We start from the raw sequence: 15,806 nt of genomic DNA on the forward strand, positions 1-15,806 counted from the left end.
TGCAAGCATCGACCACCCGGCGCCATCCGGCAATGCAGGAAACGGCATCGAGGTGATTGAAAAACGTCATGAGCATGCAGGAGCGTTTGCCTCAACCCCCTCGGGTGATCAGTCGTCGGTGACAATCCTCCGGGCTCAACTGCTGGCCTGTACGGGATCGAACGGTGATCGTCTCGAGGGGCTGGTCTGTCATGTTGTCCAGCATGATCGAGTGGCATTCACCTGAACCGTACAAAAAACGCTCTCCCCACTGGCGCATGCTGATGACGATGGGGAAGGCGGCCCGGCCCATTTCGGTCAGCACATACTCCTTGTAAGCACTCCCATCGGAAGCAGGCCGGACCTCGAACACGCCCAATTCGACCATTGCCTTGAGCTTTACGGTGAGGATGTTCTTGGCGACACCAAGGCGCTTCTGAAAATCACTGAACCGCCGTACGTCGTCGAACGCTTCGCGGATGATCATCAATACCCATCGGTCCCCAATCGCTTCTAGGGTGCGCGCCACTGGGCATTCACTGCGCGCTAACTGTTCCTGTTTGGCCATGTTTGTCCATGAGCAGATGATGAAAAGCGCTAACCATATGAGAAAACGTTCATGGTCAGTAGTTGCATTTAAAAACCTGATTTGTTAAAAATCGCTACAAGTGGTTTCCTTTTGAAACCTATTCCAAGGATGGAAGTGCATGCCGTACAGGCCAGATAGCCCGGTCAAGCGGGCGGCGACAGCCGAAGCGTCTGCCAACCGTGACGACACGGCGCGCTGCGACACACCGCGTAGTACCACACTCAGCCCTTCCCAAACCTTCCTCTTTGCCATTACCTGCGCTATGGCCGTGGCGAATGTGTACTTCGCCCAGCCGCTGCTCGAGTCCATGGCCAGCAGTTTGGCGGTGCCTGCCAGCACCATCGGGATCGTCGTCACGGCCACCCAGGCAGGTTATGCGGTCGGTTTGCTGTTCATTGTGCCGCTGGGCGACTTGGTCAACCGGAAGAAGCTCATTCTCTGCCAAATGCTCCTCAGCGCCTTGGCCCTCTGCGCCGTAGGGCTGGCGCAGGCCTGGGTCGTGCTGCTCGGTGCCATGGTCCTGGTGGGGTTGATGGCCGTACTGGTGCAGGTGGTGGTGGCCTACGCTGCGGCACTGGCAAGCCCCGAGCAACGTGGCCAGACCGTGGGGACTGTGACCAGCGGCGTGGTCCTGGGGATTCTGCTTGCACGTTTCGTGTCTGGCGCGATGGCCGATCTGGCCGGGTGGCGCAGCGTGTATTTCGTGTCGGCCGCGCTGATGGCGGGGATGGCCTTCGTGTTGTGGCGCACGCTGCCCGCCTCTCCCCGCGCTGCGGTCAGCGGCGGCTACTTTGCCCTGCTGCGTTCGGTGCTGCAGCTGTTTCTGCGCGAACGTACCCTGCGCGTGCGCGGAGTCTTTGCGTTGCTCATCTTCGCAGCCTTCAGCGTGCTCTGGACATCCATGGTCCTGCCGCTCAGTGAACCAGATCTTGCGCTTTCGCATACCCAAATCGGGCTCTTTGGCCTTGCCGGGGTAGCAGGGGCTCTCGCAGCGGCGAGGGCCGGGCGACTGGCAGACCGTGGCCTGGCCAATCGCACCACAGGCATTGCGCTGGTCTTGCTGACCCTTTCCTGGCTTCCGACGGCGTTCGTCCATAGCTCGCTGCTGGCAATGGTCCTGGGCGTGGTGATGCTCGACTTCGCCGTGCAGGCCGTGCACGTCACCAACCAAAGCCTGATCTTCGCTGCACGACCGGATGCGCAAAGCAGGCTCGTTGGCGCCTACATGTGCTTCTACTCGCTGGGCAGCGGGCTCGGCGCCATCGCGGCGACCTACACCTATGCCCAGGCGGGTTGGGTAGCCGTGTGCATGCTGGGCGCATCGATCAGTGCCGTCGCCTTGATCTACTGGCTGTGGTTGAACTTCAACGACCGATAAGTACTTGCGATTCAACAGCTGCGCTCATTGTTTCGACACAGCAACGTGATGCCGTGCGCGCGACACAGCAACTTCATCTTAGGCGAGGCACGTATGGCGCTGCACAAACTGACCGTTTCTTCCCACGGCGTCGACTTTGAACTGCCCTCCAACTCACCCCTTACGGACATCGAATGGGAGGCCGGTGGCAAGAATGTCATTCCGCTCGGCTGCCGCGTCGGGGCGTGCGGGGCGTGCCTGATCAAAGTCAAGGAAGGGCTGGACGCGTTGAATCCACGCAACGATGAGGAAACAGCATTCATAGAACTGTTGGGCTATAGCGGGGCGGACTACCGTCTGGCCTGCCAGTGCCTGATCAGAGGTGAATTGGCCATTGAAGTCATTGGCTAGGCAGTGCGTTGTTCACGTCGACTCATGATGAGTGGCGTCTTGTATCAGAACCCAAGAAGAGGCTCGAATATGCTGAACCGTGTAAAGAATGTGGGCTATGGCGATCGCACTCCGTTCCTCAATGCTGCTGCATCGGTCAACCTGCGTGGGGAAATCGACAGCATCATCGATGAACAGGTCGATCAGTGGTACAAGACGGTGCCGCAAGCCGCGCACCTGGAAGGCAAGGATGTCAACAGCGCCTACTACAAGCGTCACCTGATCGAGACGGCGTGGCGTATCCGCCTGCTGCGCGTTGCCGAGGCCAAGGCCTTGGTCGAGGTGGCGAAAGTCAGCCCGGAAGCTGCGCAGATCTGGGCCCACTACGAACAGGAAGAAATGCTGCATGACGACTTGTTCATCCAGGATCTCCAGCGTGTAGGCGTCAGCCGCGAAGAGTTCCTTGCCACCGAACCCTACCTGTCCACCAAGCTGCTGGCAGGCTTCTTCTCCTACCTGCTCGACCATGAAGGCCCCCTGGGCGTCATCGCCTACTCGTACCTGGTCGAATACGTCAACGTCAAGCTCGAGCCGCGCAAGCTCGAAGCGCTCAAGGGTTCGGTCGGCGAATCCAAGATCGTGGGTCAGATCTCCCACTCCCACACCGACATCAACGATGACCATCCAGGCGAGGTATGGGCGGCATTGCGCTTCTTGATCAAAGGTGAGCAGGACATCGCTGCGCTCAAGCGCTACCTGGCCGAGCATCAGAAAGTGTTGGCCATGTACTTCAACGAGTTGTACCTGGACACGCTGGCCAGCCCGCAAGCTAAGGTAGCCTAAGCCATGGTGCAGGCAATGAAGACGACGCGACCTGGTGTGCTGATCCTGAGCCATTGCGGCTTTTCATTTCTGGAAGACTTGAAGTTAGAGCTGCATCGTCGACAGCTTCGCTGCTTCGTGCTTTCTTCATTGCCGCTTCCTGAACATGTACCGGCTCGTTTGCAGCAAATCGAGTCTTGGGCAGACCGGCTCTATGTCGGCGACGCTCACCAATTACGCAGCGATGAGGTTACCCAAACCCTCCAGCGTCTGCATGAAGCAGGCGAACAGGTCACCTGCTGCATCAGCGTGTGGGAGGGGTACCGGCACCTGATGGCGCAGGCCAACCTGTCGCTTGGCACCTACGACATTGGCCCTGAGCAAGCGCTTGCCCTGCGCAACAAGCTCGGGGTGCGTAACCAACTGGCGGCAGCCGGGCTTTCACAGGTCCAGGCGCATGCTCTGTCGGCATCGGTCCTGCAGGCATTGCAGATGGATGGCCGGCCTTACTTCATCAAGCCGATCCATGGCATCGCTTCCTATGCCGCCTTCCCAATGCGTCCGGACACCCGTTGGGCCACGTTGGAAGCCTTGAGAGAGGCTTCGGCAAGCGACACCGTGTATGCCTCGGCCTTCAATGAGGGGCTTGAGTTCATGGCCGAGGATTACATCCCCGGTAAAGAATTCAGCTTCGAGACCTTACTGCTCGATGGCCAGGTCCACGTGGTGGCCATTCATGAAAAATACGAAGTCACCGAGACAGCCGAAACGGTGCTGGAAGACAGCTGCACCACACCGCCAGCCAGCCTCGATAAAGCGCAGATCGCAGCCGGCCTGGCATGGCTGAGTGAAGTGCTTGGCTGCCTGGCGCTGAAATGGGGTTGCTACCACATCGAAGCCAGGTTCACCGGCGAGCACTGGGACCTGATCGAAGTCAATCCACGGGTGGGCGGCAGCCTGATTTCCCATAGCGTTGAGGCGGTCGCTGACGGGCACAGCATGCTCTCGCTGTGGCTGGACCTGCTGTTCGCAAGCCAGGACGATGCGCCTCTGCGCGAGGCCTTCGCACAGCGTCTGGACAGGCTTGGCTGGCACGCCGAGGGCACCACCGAGCAGACGACGGCCACGTTCTTTCGCGTCTATTTCGCCAAACCCGGCACCCTGCGTAGCGTCGAGCTGGCTGAGACCCCACTGGCGCCCAGCGTGACGCACATCCTGCTCAAGGCAGGCGATGTGATTCCTGCCCATGCCCGTGAAGTGTTCCTCGGCCAGTTGCTGTGGACATTCCCGCACACCGAACACCCCGCTGAACTCAAGCGCCTGTCTCGTAGCAGCGCAGACGCGCTCGATATCCAGTACGAGACCGAAGGCTTCTGACGTCCGCCAGGCACCGGAGACAATTGACATGTCCTTGCAAAGACCCGTTTTGCTGGTTGTGGATTACAACTTGAGCCGTATCGGCGACGTTCAACACATGCGCAACCATGCCCGTGAGCGCTGGAATGCCGAAACCTGGTTGGTGCGCAGCGCTCCCCAGGCGCACGATCTGCGCATCAGCGATCGGCTTATCGACGCAGACCCGTTGGCGCCGGACTTCATCCAGCGCGTGCTTGAGCAATTAGGCGACGAGGCCGCGCGTGTCAGTGCTGGCATCGTGTTTTCCGACAATGCCGTGGCCAGTGGCGCTGCGCTGCTTGAGCGCCTTGGTTTGCCCGTTGACGACGCCCGCCTGGCACTGGGGGCGTTCGACAAGCTGGCCTATCGGATAAGCGAGCAGCGCATCGGGCCGCTGCTTACACAGCTCGGCGTGATGGTGCCGGATTTCGAACGCATCAGGTGCCTTGAAGACGTACAGAACTTCGCCCGGCGTCAGGCTCACGGCTTCGTCATCAAACCCACGACCGAGGGCAATAACCGGGGCGTAGTCCTGGTCGCCCCGGGTACAGACTGCGACCAGGCGTTTGCCGAAGTAGAGCCGTACCTGGCGAGCGGCGTGCTGGCCGAAGCCTTGATACCCTTTGACCGTGAATACTCCTACGACGGGCTGGGCGAGTTGTGGTTCATCACCGAGAAAGTGAGTGCCACCGGGCGCTACCCGGTAGAAGTGGCGCAGATCCTGCCGGCCCGGCTCGATCATCAGGAACGCATGGCCATCCGTGTGGTGGGCGAGCAGGTCAACCGATTGGTCGGCCAGCGCATCGGGCCGTTCCACAACGAGATCAAGCTCAGCGAGAAAGACTGCAACACGGCCGTGGTCGAACCCAATCGGCGCCCTGCAGGCATGAAAATCTGGACGCTGGCTCAAGCTGTCCACGGGCTTGACTTGTATGCAGCCTGGATCGACTCGGTATTTTCGGCAGCCATACCCAAGGAGCTGCCAGAGCCTAGCTGTAGCGCGGCCACCCTCATGTTCGGCGTGCCTCAGGACATGACCGTCGATGTGGCCCGACTAGGCGACGTTCATGCCCTGGTGGTGGAAACCATTGCCTGCGCAGCACAGCGGCTGGGCATTGCACAGGACGCTGTCGTCTTGCTCGAATGCGCTTGGGTGACCAGTGCGCGCCGTCTCGTCCATGCCACGCCCCGGGATAATGGCGATTTCGTGGCGCAGGCCTGCGTGACGCTGCACGATGCCCAGACCGATATCCGTGATCTGGTCAGCGCGCTGCGCGAACAGTGGCTGGAGGTCATGGCGCGCAGCCTGGCTGCCGAACCCCTGCTCAAAGCCGCTTGCTGAGCGACGCCATCCACGCTTCGAGAACAATAATATGAAGATTCTGATCCTCCACCGTGTGCCTTACCCCCGAATCGAATACCACCGTGGCATCGATCATGCGCTGCACGAAGTCACCTATTTCGGCAAGCAAGCTGCAATCGACACGCTGCCTGCCGATTTGCAGTGCAAGCGGGTGGTACGAGCGGGTACCGCCAGCGCTAGTGAGGAAGCATTGGCATGGCTGTCTGGTCGCCCCCAGCGCTTTGATCGCATCATTTCAATGTCCGAATACGAACTGCTCGATGCAGCACGCTTGAGAGAAGCATTGGGCGTTGAAGGGGCTTCATTACAGACCGTGACCCTGGCGCGCAACAAGCTGCTGATGAAGCAAGCGGTGCAGGCCAACGGCTTGCGCATACCGCAGTTCATGTCGCTGGCCTGTTACCTGGACGCGCAAGGCCAGGTGCCTTGGGCAGGCAAAACGGTCTTGAAACCCCACAGCGGCGCTTCGAGCGCGGACGTCAGCGTACTTTTACCGTCCCAGGCCCACGCCGAAATCCGGCGCAAAATCCATGAACAGTCGTTGCACATCGATGATTTTCAGGTCGAGGAGTACGTTGCAGGCCCCATCCGCCATTTCGACGGTTTGGTGCTCGACGGTCGAATCGTCACGATGCAGGCCAGTGAATACGTAGGCACCTGCCTGGACTACATGGAGCGGGGTGCGCCGCTGGGTTCCTGGCATGTGGACAGCTGCGCATCCATGCGGGAGTGGGTGGGGCAGGCGCTGAACGCGGTGCGGATCACCCACGGCGCCTTCCACCTGGAAGCCATCATGGACGCCGACGGGCCGGTCTTCCTCGAAGTGGGTAACCGGGTCGGCGGGGCTGACGTGGTGGCGACGTATGAGATGGCCACGGGGATTCATTTGCCTTCGCTGGAACTGCGCATCTATGTCGACGGCGAACTGGACCTTTCGACGCTGAGCGGCCGGCAGGCGGACCTGGGCTACGGATGGTTCGTGTTCCCTGGGCACACTCACCCGCATCGCACGTTCCTTGGGCTCGAGGGCGCAGGTGAACTGCGCAACAGCCCTTGTATCGTGCAGTGGAACGAGCTCGAACCGGGTGCACCATTGCCTGGGCACGTGACCTACTCGGCATTCGAAGCGCCGCTGGCGGGCATCGTCAAGACCGCCGAGCCCGAGCGTACCCGCGACTGGATGGTTGATCTTTTCTCGCGGGTATCACTGGCCCGGCACCTGACATCCGTTGCTTAACTTCTTCTTCAAGGCAGCCTGCCAATGAAACCACAGCATGTAGTGCTGGCCGTTCTGATCACGGCCATCTGGGGCATCAATTTCTCTGTCATCAAACTGGGGCTGGCCACTGTCGACCCACTGATCCTCGCCGGGATTCGTTTCAGCCTGTGCGCGCTGCCGGCGATTTTCTTCATCCGCAAACCCGATGTGGCCTGGCGCTACATCATTGGCTACGGCCTGGTGTTCGGCATCGGCTTATGGGGTGTGGTCAACCTCGGGATCAAGGCTGGGCTGTCTGCCGGCATTGCCTCGCTGGTGCTGCAGTTCAGTGCATTCTTCACCATCCTGCTGGGCGGGTTGGTCTTCAAAGAAGCACTGACGCGCTTTCAGGTGCTGGGCATGCTGGTGGCCTTAGCGGGGCTGCTGTGCATCATCACGATCAGCGACGGCTCGGTGACATTGCCTGGTGTGTTGCTGGTACTCCTGGGCGCTGGCGCATGGAGCGTGGCCAACGTCATCAACAAGAAGGCAAAGACCAAGGACGTGTTCGCGTTCCTGGTGTGGTCCAGCGCTTTTGCACCGATCCCGTTGTTCGTGCTCGACTACGCGGTCAATGGCAGTGCCGGCTACACCGCGCTGGTCCATCAGGTGGACAGCACGGCGATTCTGTCGATTCTGTTCCAGGTTTATCCGAACACCTTGTTTGCCTATTGGATCTGGAATTCGCTGCTCAAGACGTACCCGGTATCGACCGTCGCACCGCTTTCGCTGCTGGTGCCGATTTTCGGCATGCTCGGCTCGGTACTGGTGTTCAACGAGAGCGTGCCCACCAGCAAGGTACTGGCCGTTGTCCTGATCGTGCTGGGTCTGGCTGTCGGCCTGTATGGGCAGCGCATCTTCAATGCTTTGTCCGCGCGCACTGCGCGGACCTCACTGTGAATCGATAGGAAGTCGAAATGAGTTTGGGAAGACGTGGATTCATGGGGGGCGCTGTGGGCGCCACCCTGGTTGGCGGCGGCATGATCGCCAGCCTGTCCAGCGCAGGCGCCGTTGCGGCGCCCGAGCCAGAAACCCCGGCATTCGATCCTGCCGACTGGGCATCGGTACGGGCGCAGTTTCAGCTGTCGCCACGGTATGTGCATATCTCCAACTTCTTCCTGGCATCCAACCCCAAGCCGGTGCGCGATGCCATGGCGCGGCACCGGGAGGCCTTCGACCAGAACCCCTATACCTACCTCGAAGACCACATGTTCGCCAAACCCGAAGACATGGTCTGGCGCAAGGTCTGCGAAACCGCGGCCGCCTATACGGGCGGGCGCGCAGAGGACATTGCCCTGACCACCAGCACGACCCAGGGCCTGGCAATGATCTACAACGGCATCAAGCTCAATCCCGATCAGGAAATTCTCACCACCCACCATGAGTGGTACACCCATGACGAAGCGATGCGCCTGGCTGTGGTCAAGTGGGGTGGCAGCATCAGGCGCATCGATCTCTACCAAGGTCCGCAGGACGTCAGCGTCGATGCCATCGTGACGCGTATCGAAGCCGCCATTCGCCCTTCGACCCGCATTCTGGCAATGACTTGGGTCCATTCAGGCACCGGCGTACGGTTGCCGGTCAAGGAGATCGGCGACCTGGTGGCCCGGCTCAACAAAGGCCGTGACGAGGCGCAGAGAATCCTGTACGTGATTGACGGGGTGCATGGTTTCGGCTGCTCCGAGGCGCAGGTCGCCAGCCTGGGATGCGATTTCTTCAGTGCCGGTACGCACAAGTGGATCCTCGGCCCGCACGGAACCGGTCTGGTGTGGGGGCGCCAAGGGCAATGGCGCCACGTCATGCCGACCATTCCCACCATCATGGCGGCCGAGCCTGCCAATGCCTGGCGCCAGGAACGTGCGCCGCAGGGCGATACGCAAGCGGCATGGGTAAGCCCCGGAGGGTTCCTGGCGTTCGAGAATCAGTGGGCGATGATCGAGGCGTTCCGATTCATCGAGCAAATTGGCCGCAAGCGCATTGCCGAGCGCGTTGCCGAACTCAATGGCCAACTCAAGGAAGGGCTGGCCAAACTGCCCAATGTTTCATTGCTCACGCCCCAAGACGCGCAGTTTTCGGCGGGTATCGTGTGCTGCGACGTTAAGGGTCAGGCGCCCAAGGACGTGGTGGCGAAGTTGAAAGCGCAGAACATCATTGCCAGCGCAACACCTTACCGCCATACCTCGGTTCGCTTCTCTGCCGGGATCACCAACACGCCCCAGGACATTGAAAAGACCCTGCAGGTGATGCACAGCCTGACATGATTCAGGGCTGTGCAGGGATCACCGGGCGCGCTAGCCCGGCCTGCCAGGCCGGGTAGCGATGCCAAAGGCAGAGGCGGATCTCAGAGCTTCGGCATCTGCCCGATCCGCGCCACCATTTCGCTGACCACCTGCAGGTCCAGCATGAACTGGTCCACGGTCTTGAACTCGTTGTCGTTATGCCCGGTGTACTTCACACCGGGCATGGCCAGACCAAACTGCACGCCGTTGGGCAGGTCATGCACTGAGGTGGCTCCGGCGGACGTACCGAACGCGTGCTTCATGCCCAGGTTTTCGCTGGCCACAGCCAGCAGGGCCTTGACCCACTCGCCTTCTGGGTTGCGGTACATCGGCTCGTCCAGGCTGTAGTCGTAGGCGGGCGTGATATGGCTTTGCTGCGACCACTTACCGAGCTTGTCGGCGATTTCATCCTTGATCGTCGCGACCGCCTTGCCCTTGGGGATGCGCAGGTTGATCGCCAGCTTCAAGCCTTTGTCATCCACACCGATGAAGGTTGGCGAGGCGGTAAGCGGCCCCATGAATGCATCGTCATAGGCGATGCCCAGCTTCTTGCCCAGGTAGTCCAGGCCCCAGTTGTCCGCCGCATAGTGGGCAGCATCGGTGAACTGGTTCCGCTTCAACGGCGCCGTCTTGCCCACGCCATTGATGAAGTCCAGCATGCGCGCGACAGGGTTCACGCCCGATTCGGGCTCCGAGGAGTGAGCTGACACACCGGTCACGGTGAGCACCACTTGCTTGCCGTCGGGTTTGGCGGCAATGCTGAAGTCGCCACCGTTTTGCTTCACGTACTCGGCACCGGCCGTGTTCAACCGCTGCGCCAGTGCGCTGGCGTCGTCGGTGAGCAAGGTCGCTACCGAGGTGGACGGGATCTGATTGGTAGCAAGCCCACCGGTAAGGTTGACGATTTCGACACCCTGGCCGCTGGCCGCACGCTTGGCAAAATTCGCCATCACGGTGCCGTAGCCTTTTTCCGCGATGACCACCGGATAGCCGCCATCCAGGGCGAGGTTGTAGTCAGGCGTAGGGTTGCGCTCGAAGTAGTACGGGATGGCATCGCCGCTGGTTTCTTCGGTGGTGTCGATCAGCAGTTTGAATTGCCGCGCCAGGGGCAGGTTTTCATCCTTGGCGACCTTCAGGGCATACAGCGCTACGACGATGCCATTCTTGTCGTCCTCGGTACCACGGCCGTACATGCGATCACCGACCAGGGTGACCTTGAACGGGTCCAGGCGCGTGCCGTCGGCCAGCTTCCAGTTTTCCGGTGTGACAGGGACCACGTCGGCATGGGCATGGATACCGACCACTTCCTTGCCGCTTCCCAGGGAGATTTCGTAGACACGGTTGTCGACGTTGCGAAAAGCCAGGCCAAACCCGTCGGCCAGTGCCTTGATCTTGTCGGCGATCTTCAGGAACTCGGGGTTTTCATGCTGAGGCGTGCCCTCGACGGTGACCGTGGGAATGGCCACCAGTTCGCGCAGGGTCTGGGTGGCAGCCTTGCCGTACTTGATGCGGGTGTAGAGCCCGAGCAGGCGATTGATCTCGTTCTGCTGCTCGGCGCCCAGCGGCTTACCGGCCAGGTAGGTGTCCAAGGTGGTGCCCAGGTCATCGGCCTGGGCCAGTTCGCTGCCTTTGAGCTTGCCGAGAAACTGCTTGAAGTCATGCGGATCGCTGCCGTCGAACGCCTTGACGATCGCCGCAGACTGCTGCTGGGTGAGGTTGGCCTGGGCAGGCAACGCGAACAAGCCGATGCTGGCTGCCAGCAGGGAAACAGAGGTGAGCTTTTTCAGATGCATGAGTGTACGCATTCCTTCGCCAATCATTGATGAGGCCCCGTCGTGCGGGAAGGCCCTCACGCTAACACCAATGACCTGTGGTACGGCAGTACCAGGCGTGTGACATGGCGCACAAACGAAAAAGCCCCAGGCGTTGGCCTGGGGCTTTTCATGTATGGCGCACTCGGCGGGATTCGAACCCACGACCCCTGCCTTCGGAGGGCAGTACTCTATCCAGCTGAGCTACGAGTGCAACGCGCACGCATGATACCTATCTCGTTCGTCTGCGTCCATCGCCTTGATCTGTAGCCCTTTTTACCAGTTGCCATGTTCGCCTCCATGGCGGTTCTGCCTGGGGCTACGCTTTCGGTTCGTGCTCGCCTTGGGTAGCCAGGGCCCATCACGCCCTACCAGCGAGCCGATTTCAGATAAGGTGTTCAACCGCTCGTTCTTTTTTTCGAACAGCCTATTGTCCAACACCCCAGCAGACGCTTAGCATTCGTTTGAGATTTCAAACGCTCGGAGCCCTGCGCTGGGCGCTTTCAACAATCAACAATTCGGGAAGCCGACATGCAGCTCAAAGACGCTCAGTTGTTCCGCCAGCAAGCCTTCATCAACGGTGAATGGCTGGATGCGGACAGCGGCCAGACTATCAATGTGACCAACCCTGCCACGGGCGAAGTCATTGGTACCGTGCCGAAGATGGGTACTGCGGAAACCCGCCGCGCCATCGAGGCAGCCGACAAGGCCCTGCCGGCCTGGCGTGCCCTGACCGCCAAGGAGCGCTCGACCAAGCTGCGTCGCTGGTTCGAACTGATGATCGAAAACCAGGACGACCTCGCTCGCCTGATGACCACCGAACAAGGCAAGCCGCTGGCCGAAGCCAAGGGCGAAATCGCCTATGCCGCCTCCTTCATCGAGTGGTTCGCCGAAGAAGCCAAGCGCGTCTATGGCGACACCATCCCAGGCCACCAGCCTGACAAGCGTCTGATCGTCATCAAGCAGCCGATTGGCGTCACCGCGGCCATCACCCCGTGGAACTTCCCGGCTGCCATGATCACCCGTAAAGCTGGCCCGGCCCTGGCCGCTGGCTGCACCATGGTGCTCAAGCCTGCCTCGCAAACCCCGTACTCCGCCCTGGCGCTGGTCGAACTGGCCAACCGTGCCGGTATTCCGGCAGGCGTGCTGAGCGTGGTTACCGGCAGCGCAGGCGAAGTCGGCGGCGAACTGACCGGCAACGCCCTGGTGCGCAAACTCTCCTTCACCGGCTCTACCGAAATCGGTCGCCAGCTGATGCAGGAATGCGCCAAGGACATCAAGAAAGTATCCCTGGAGCTGGGTGGTAACGCCCCGTTCATCGTGTTCGACGACGCCGACCTGGACAAGGCAGTCGAAGGCGCGATCATCTCCAAGTACCGTAACAACGGCCAGACCTGCGTCTGCGCCAACCGCATCTACGTGCAAGACGGCGTCTATGACGCGTTCGCGCAGAAGCTGGCCGCCGCTGTGGCCAAGCTCAAGATCGGTAACGGCCTCGAAGACGGCACCACCACTGGCCCACTGATCGACGGCAAGGCCGTGGCCAAGGTGCAGGAGCACATCGAAGACGCGGTGAGCAAAGGCGCCAAGGTCCTGTCCGGCGGCAAGCTGATCGAAGGCAACTTCTTCGAGCCGACCATTCTGGTCGACGTGCCCAAGACCGCTGCCGTTGCCAAGGAAGAAACCTTTGGCCCGTTGGCGCCGCTGTTCCGCTTCAAAGACGAAGCCGAAGTCATCGCCATGTCCAACGACACCGAGTTCGGCCTGGCGTCCTACTTCTACGCCCGCGACATGAGCCGTGTGTTCCGTGTCGCCGAAGCGCTGGAATACGGCATGGTAGGCATCAACACCGGCCTGATTTCCAACGAAGTGGCGCCATTTGGCGGTATCAAGGCTTCTGGCCTGGGCCGCGAAGGCTCCAAGTACGGTATCGAGGATTACCTCGAAATCAAATACCTGTGCATCAGCGTCTGATCGCACGGTAAAGGCTTTACCTCTGCCAGCGGGGCGCGAGAGCGACGTCCCGCTGGCCTTTTTTACATTGCAGCACCTGGTGGCCAGGGCGTTCGCGGCAGTCGATCAACGAATACTGACTGCGGGCAACCCCAGCTACCCCCGAATAAAAGCGCCATGTTCAACGGCGCAATGAGGGCATTATGAGCAAGACCAACGAATCCTTGATGCAACGCCGTGTCGCCGCTGTCCCACGTGGCGTCGGCCAGATCCACCCGATTTTCGTTGAATCGGCCAAGAACTCCACCGTCATCGACGTCGAAGGCCGCGAACTGATCGACTTCGCTGGTGGTATCGCCGTGCTGAACACCGGCCACCTGCACCCAAAAGTGGTTGCAGCGGTGCAAGAGCAGCTCACCAAGGTCAGCCACACCTGCTTCCAGGTACTGGCGTATGAGCCCTACGTAGAGCTGTGCGAAAAGATCAACAAGCTGGTGCCAGGTGACTTCGACAAGAAGACCCTGCTGGTATCCACTGGCTCCGAAGCGGTCGAGAACGCCGTCAAGATCGCCCGTGCTGCAACCGGCCGCGCCGGCGTGATCGCCTTCACCGGCGGCTACCACGGCCGTACCATGATGACCCTGGGCCTGACTGGTAAAGTCGTGCCGTACTCTGCAGGCATGGGCCTGATGCCAGGTGGTGTCTTCCGTGCACTGTTCCCGAGCGAGCTGCACGGTGTCAGCGTCGACGATGCCATCGCTTCGGTCGAGCGCATCTTCAAGAACGACGCCGAGCCACGTGACATCGCCGCCATCATCCTCGAGCCCGTACAAGGCGAAGGCGGCTTCCTGCCAGCGCCTAGAGAGCTGATGAAGCGTCTGCGTGCCCTGTGTGACCAGCACGGTATCCTGCTGATCGCCGACGAAGTGCAGACCGGTGCAGGCCGTACTGGCACCTTCTTCGCCATGGAGCAGATGGGCGTTGCGCCTGACCTGACGACCTTCGCCAAGTCCATCGCCGGCGGTTTCCCGCTGGCCGGTGTGTGCGGCAAGGCCGAATACATGGATGCCATTGCACCGGGCGGTCTGGGCGGCACCTATGCCGGTTCGCCAATCGCCTGTGCTGCGGCCCTGGCCGTCATCGATGTATTCGAAGAAGAGAACCTGCTGGACCGCAGCAAGGCCGTGGGCGAGCGCCTGACCGCCGGTCTGCGTGAGATCCAGCAGAAGCATCCGATCATCGGTGACGTGCGTGGCCTGGGTTCGATGATTGCCGTCGAAGTTTTCGAGAAAGGCACTCATACCCCTAACGCTGCAGCTGTCGCCCAAGTCGTTGCCAAGGCGCGCGACAAGGGTCTGATCCTGCTGTCCTGCGGCACCTACGGCAACGTCCTGCGTATTCTGGTGCCGCTGACCGCCGAAGACGCTCTGTTGGACAAGGGCCTGGCCATCATCGAAGAGTGCTTCGCTGAACTCGCTTGATGTAGCTGGCTTTAAAAAAACCCGCTTCGGCGGGTTTTTTCATGTCAGCAATTTACCGACGGTGGGCGCCGATGCTCATCCCTGAACGATCTGATTCTTGCCTTGGCGCTTCGCTTGATACATGGCTGCGTCGGCACGGGCATACAAGCTGTTCAGGGTGTCGTCGTCCTCCATCAAACCCGTCAGGCCCTGGCTCACCGTCACGCTGTAGGTCTGGCCCTCCTGGCCGAAACTCAGCCGCTGCACCTCCCGCTGCAACCGTTCGGCGATCTGTTCTGCCACTTTGGCCGTGCAGCCTGGGAATACTGCGGCAAATTCTTCGCCCCCGATGCGGCCGAACAGATCACCTCGACGCAGTACCGTCCTGCCGCTGTGGGCAATGCGCTGCAGCACTTGGTCACCTTCCTGGTGGCCGTAGCTGTCATTGATGTTCTTGAAATCGTCGATGTCCAGAAGCAGGAACGTCAGCGGTGTACCGTCCTCCCGTGCCTTGTCGAAGGCCTGCTTGGCACATTCGAAGAAGTGGCGGCGGTTACTGCTCTGGGTCAGGACATCGGTGGTGGCCAGACGCTGAAGCTCGCCTTCGAGGCGTTTCTTGTCGGTGATGTCTTCGGCGATGCCGACGATGGTCACCCGATCGCTACCTGGCTGCTGGCTGACGTAGCACTTGTCGCTCAGCCAGCGCAGCTCGCCATCGCCGTTGAGGATGCGGTATTCGCGGTGTTCCACGGAGCCTGTGGACAGTACCTGCGCCAGGCTCTGTTCGGCAAATTCAAGATCATCCGGATAGATGCTGTCGCGCCATACGTTGAAATCGGCCATGACCCGGCTGACAGGGCGACCAAAGATGCGCTCGAACGCAGGGCTTACGTACAGCACTTGCCGCGTTTCCCAATCGAAGGCCCACAGTACGGCGTTGACACTTTCAAGCAACGAACTGAATAGCTGCTCACGTTCGCTGAGTCGGGCGACTTCGCCTTGGGCATGCATCAGTGCCAGCAGGGTTTGGGCAGCGTCGGGGGGAGGAGTACCGGTCAGAATCTTGGGATTGTTCTTGGCCATGTGCACAGCGCGCGCTCGACGGGTAAAGGTGCGGCCACCTTCCGGCCGATGTGGGCAGTTCGAGTCG

General features: G+C 60.6%; 13 protein-coding genes and 1 tRNA gene. 10 read left to right on the forward strand and 4 right to left on the reverse strand.

Annotated features, from left to right (window positions below):
* Positions 1–91: 91 nt before the first annotated feature.
* Positions 92–547, reverse strand: coding sequence for a winged helix-turn-helix transcriptional regulator (locus tag B2S33_RS05525; RefSeq protein WP_027914158.1), 456 nt, complete (start codon positions 545–547; stop codon positions 92–94).
* A gap of 139 nt (positions 548–686) precedes the next feature.
* On the opposite strand from B2S33_RS05525, the gene B2S33_RS05530 reads away from it, so the two are divergent.
* From B2S33_RS05530 to B2S33_RS05565, 8 genes are all read left to right on the forward strand, one after another.
* Entirely contained in the window at positions 687–1,946 is a 1,260-nt protein-coding gene (locus B2S33_RS05530; protein ID WP_028688199.1) for an MFS transporter, read from the forward strand.
* Positions 1,947–2,039: 93 nt separating this feature from the next.
* Positions 2,040–2,336: a 2Fe-2S iron-sulfur cluster-binding protein gene (locus tag B2S33_RS05535; RefSeq protein WP_023535766.1), complete on the forward strand. Its 297-nt coding sequence runs from the start codon at positions 2,040–2,042 to the stop codon at positions 2,334–2,336.
* A 69-nt stretch (positions 2,337–2,405) separates the two neighbouring features.
* Positions 2,406–3,158 (forward strand): hypothetical protein, encoded by a 753-nt coding sequence (locus B2S33_RS05540; RefSeq protein WP_023535779.1) that lies wholly within the window; start codon positions 2,406–2,408, stop codon positions 3,156–3,158.
* A 15-nt stretch (positions 3,159–3,173) separates the two neighbouring features.
* The gene (locus B2S33_RS05545) at positions 3,174–4,514 is read left to right on the forward strand and encodes an ATP-grasp domain-containing protein (protein ID WP_028688197.1); all 1,341 of its coding nucleotides are present in this window, start codon (positions 3,174–3,176) and stop codon (positions 4,512–4,514) included.
* A gap of 28 nt (positions 4,515–4,542) precedes the next feature.
* The gene (locus B2S33_RS05550) at positions 4,543–5,874 is read left to right on the forward strand and encodes an ATP-grasp domain-containing protein (protein WP_288650040.1); all 1,332 of its coding nucleotides are present in this window, start codon (positions 4,543–4,545) and stop codon (positions 5,872–5,874) included.
* A gap of 31 nt (positions 5,875–5,905) precedes the next feature.
* Positions 5,906–7,132: an ATP-grasp domain-containing protein gene (locus tag B2S33_RS05555; protein ID WP_288650041.1), complete on the forward strand. Its 1,227-nt coding sequence runs from the start codon at positions 5,906–5,908 to the stop codon at positions 7,130–7,132.
* Positions 7,133–7,156: 24 nt separating this feature from the next.
* Positions 7,157–8,053, forward strand: a complete 897-nt coding sequence (locus B2S33_RS05560; protein ID WP_027914153.1) for an EamA family transporter — start codon at positions 7,157–7,159, stop codon at positions 8,051–8,053.
* 17 nt (positions 8,054–8,070) lie between these two features.
* The gene (locus tag B2S33_RS05565; RefSeq protein ID WP_230395997.1) at positions 8,071–9,414 is read left to right on the forward strand and encodes an aminotransferase class V-fold PLP-dependent enzyme; all 1,344 of its coding nucleotides are present in this window, start codon (positions 8,071–8,073) and stop codon (positions 9,412–9,414) included.
* A gap of 80 nt (positions 9,415–9,494) precedes the next feature.
* Here the strand turns inward: B2S33_RS05565 and B2S33_RS05570 are convergent, their stop codons facing one another.
* Together B2S33_RS05570 and B2S33_RS05575 are read right to left on the reverse strand one after the other, a co-directional pair.
* Positions 9,495–11,225 (reverse strand): dipeptidase, encoded by a 1,731-nt coding sequence (locus B2S33_RS05570; protein WP_288650042.1) that lies wholly within the window; start codon positions 11,223–11,225, stop codon positions 9,495–9,497.
* Positions 11,226–11,380: 155 nt separating this feature from the next.
* Positions 11,381–11,457 (reverse strand) — tRNA-Arg (locus B2S33_RS05575).
* Positions 11,458–11,774: 317 nt separating this feature from the next.
* Here B2S33_RS05575 and gabD point away from each other — a divergent pair.
* Together gabD and gabT are read left to right on the forward strand one after the other, a co-directional pair.
* The gene (gabD, locus tag B2S33_RS05580) at positions 11,775–13,217 is read left to right on the forward strand and encodes an NADP-dependent succinate-semialdehyde dehydrogenase (protein WP_023535744.1); all 1,443 of its coding nucleotides are present in this window, start codon (positions 11,775–11,777) and stop codon (positions 13,215–13,217) included.
* A gap of 182 nt (positions 13,218–13,399) precedes the next feature.
* Positions 13,400–14,677: a 4-aminobutyrate--2-oxoglutarate transaminase gene (gabT, locus tag B2S33_RS05585; RefSeq protein ID WP_288650044.1), complete on the forward strand. Its 1,278-nt coding sequence runs from the start codon at positions 13,400–13,402 to the stop codon at positions 14,675–14,677.
* Between the two features lie 75 nt (positions 14,678–14,752).
* On the opposite strand, the gene B2S33_RS05590 is transcribed toward gabT, so the two are convergent.
* Positions 14,753–15,739 (reverse strand): GGDEF domain-containing protein, encoded by a 987-nt coding sequence (locus B2S33_RS05590; RefSeq protein ID WP_027914149.1) that lies wholly within the window; start codon positions 15,737–15,739, stop codon positions 14,753–14,755.
* Positions 15,740–15,806: the final 67 nt, after the last annotated feature.

It is taken from the genome of Pseudomonas sp. UBA5568, from assembly GCF_002425525.1.
GTDB classification, from domain to species: Bacteria; Pseudomonadota; Gammaproteobacteria; order Pseudomonadales; family Pseudomonadaceae; genus Aquipseudomonas; species Aquipseudomonas fulva.

Excerpts from the sequence above, each read along its gene's own strand:
- B2S33_RS05525 (WP_027914158.1), bottom strand. The coding sequence starts at position 547 with ATGGCCAAACAGGAACAGTTAGCGCGCAGTGAATGCCCAGTGGCGCGC.
- B2S33_RS05530 (WP_028688199.1), top strand. The coding sequence starts at position 687 with ATGCCGTACAGGCCAGATAGCCCGGTCAAGCGGGCGGCGACAGCCGAA.
- B2S33_RS05535 (WP_023535766.1), top strand. The coding sequence starts at position 2,040 with ATGGCGCTGCACAAACTGACCGTTTCTTCCCACGGCGTCGACTTTGAA.
- B2S33_RS05540 (WP_023535779.1), top strand. The coding sequence starts at position 2,406 with ATGCTGAACCGTGTAAAGAATGTGGGCTATGGCGATCGCACTCCGTTC.
- B2S33_RS05545 (WP_028688197.1), top strand. The coding sequence starts at position 3,174 with ATGAAGACGACGCGACCTGGTGTGCTGATCCTGAGCCATTGCGGCTTT.
- B2S33_RS05550 (WP_288650040.1), top strand. The coding sequence starts at position 4,543 with ATGTCCTTGCAAAGACCCGTTTTGCTGGTTGTGGATTACAACTTGAGC.
- B2S33_RS05555 (WP_288650041.1), top strand. The coding sequence starts at position 5,906 with ATGAAGATTCTGATCCTCCACCGTGTGCCTTACCCCCGAATCGAATAC.
- B2S33_RS05560 (WP_027914153.1), top strand. The coding sequence starts at position 7,157 with ATGAAACCACAGCATGTAGTGCTGGCCGTTCTGATCACGGCCATCTGG.
- B2S33_RS05565 (WP_230395997.1), top strand. The coding sequence starts at position 8,071 with ATGAGTTTGGGAAGACGTGGATTCATGGGGGGCGCTGTGGGCGCCACC.
- B2S33_RS05570 (WP_288650042.1), bottom strand. The coding sequence starts at position 11,225 with ATGCATCTGAAAAAGCTCACCTCTGTTTCCCTGCTGGCAGCCAGCATC.
- gabD (WP_023535744.1), top strand. The coding sequence starts at position 11,775 with ATGCAGCTCAAAGACGCTCAGTTGTTCCGCCAGCAAGCCTTCATCAAC.
- gabT (WP_288650044.1), top strand. The coding sequence starts at position 13,400 with ATGAGCAAGACCAACGAATCCTTGATGCAACGCCGTGTCGCCGCTGTC.
- B2S33_RS05590 (WP_027914149.1), bottom strand. The coding sequence starts at position 15,739 with ATGGCCAAGAACAATCCCAAGATTCTGACCGGTACTCCTCCCCCCGAC.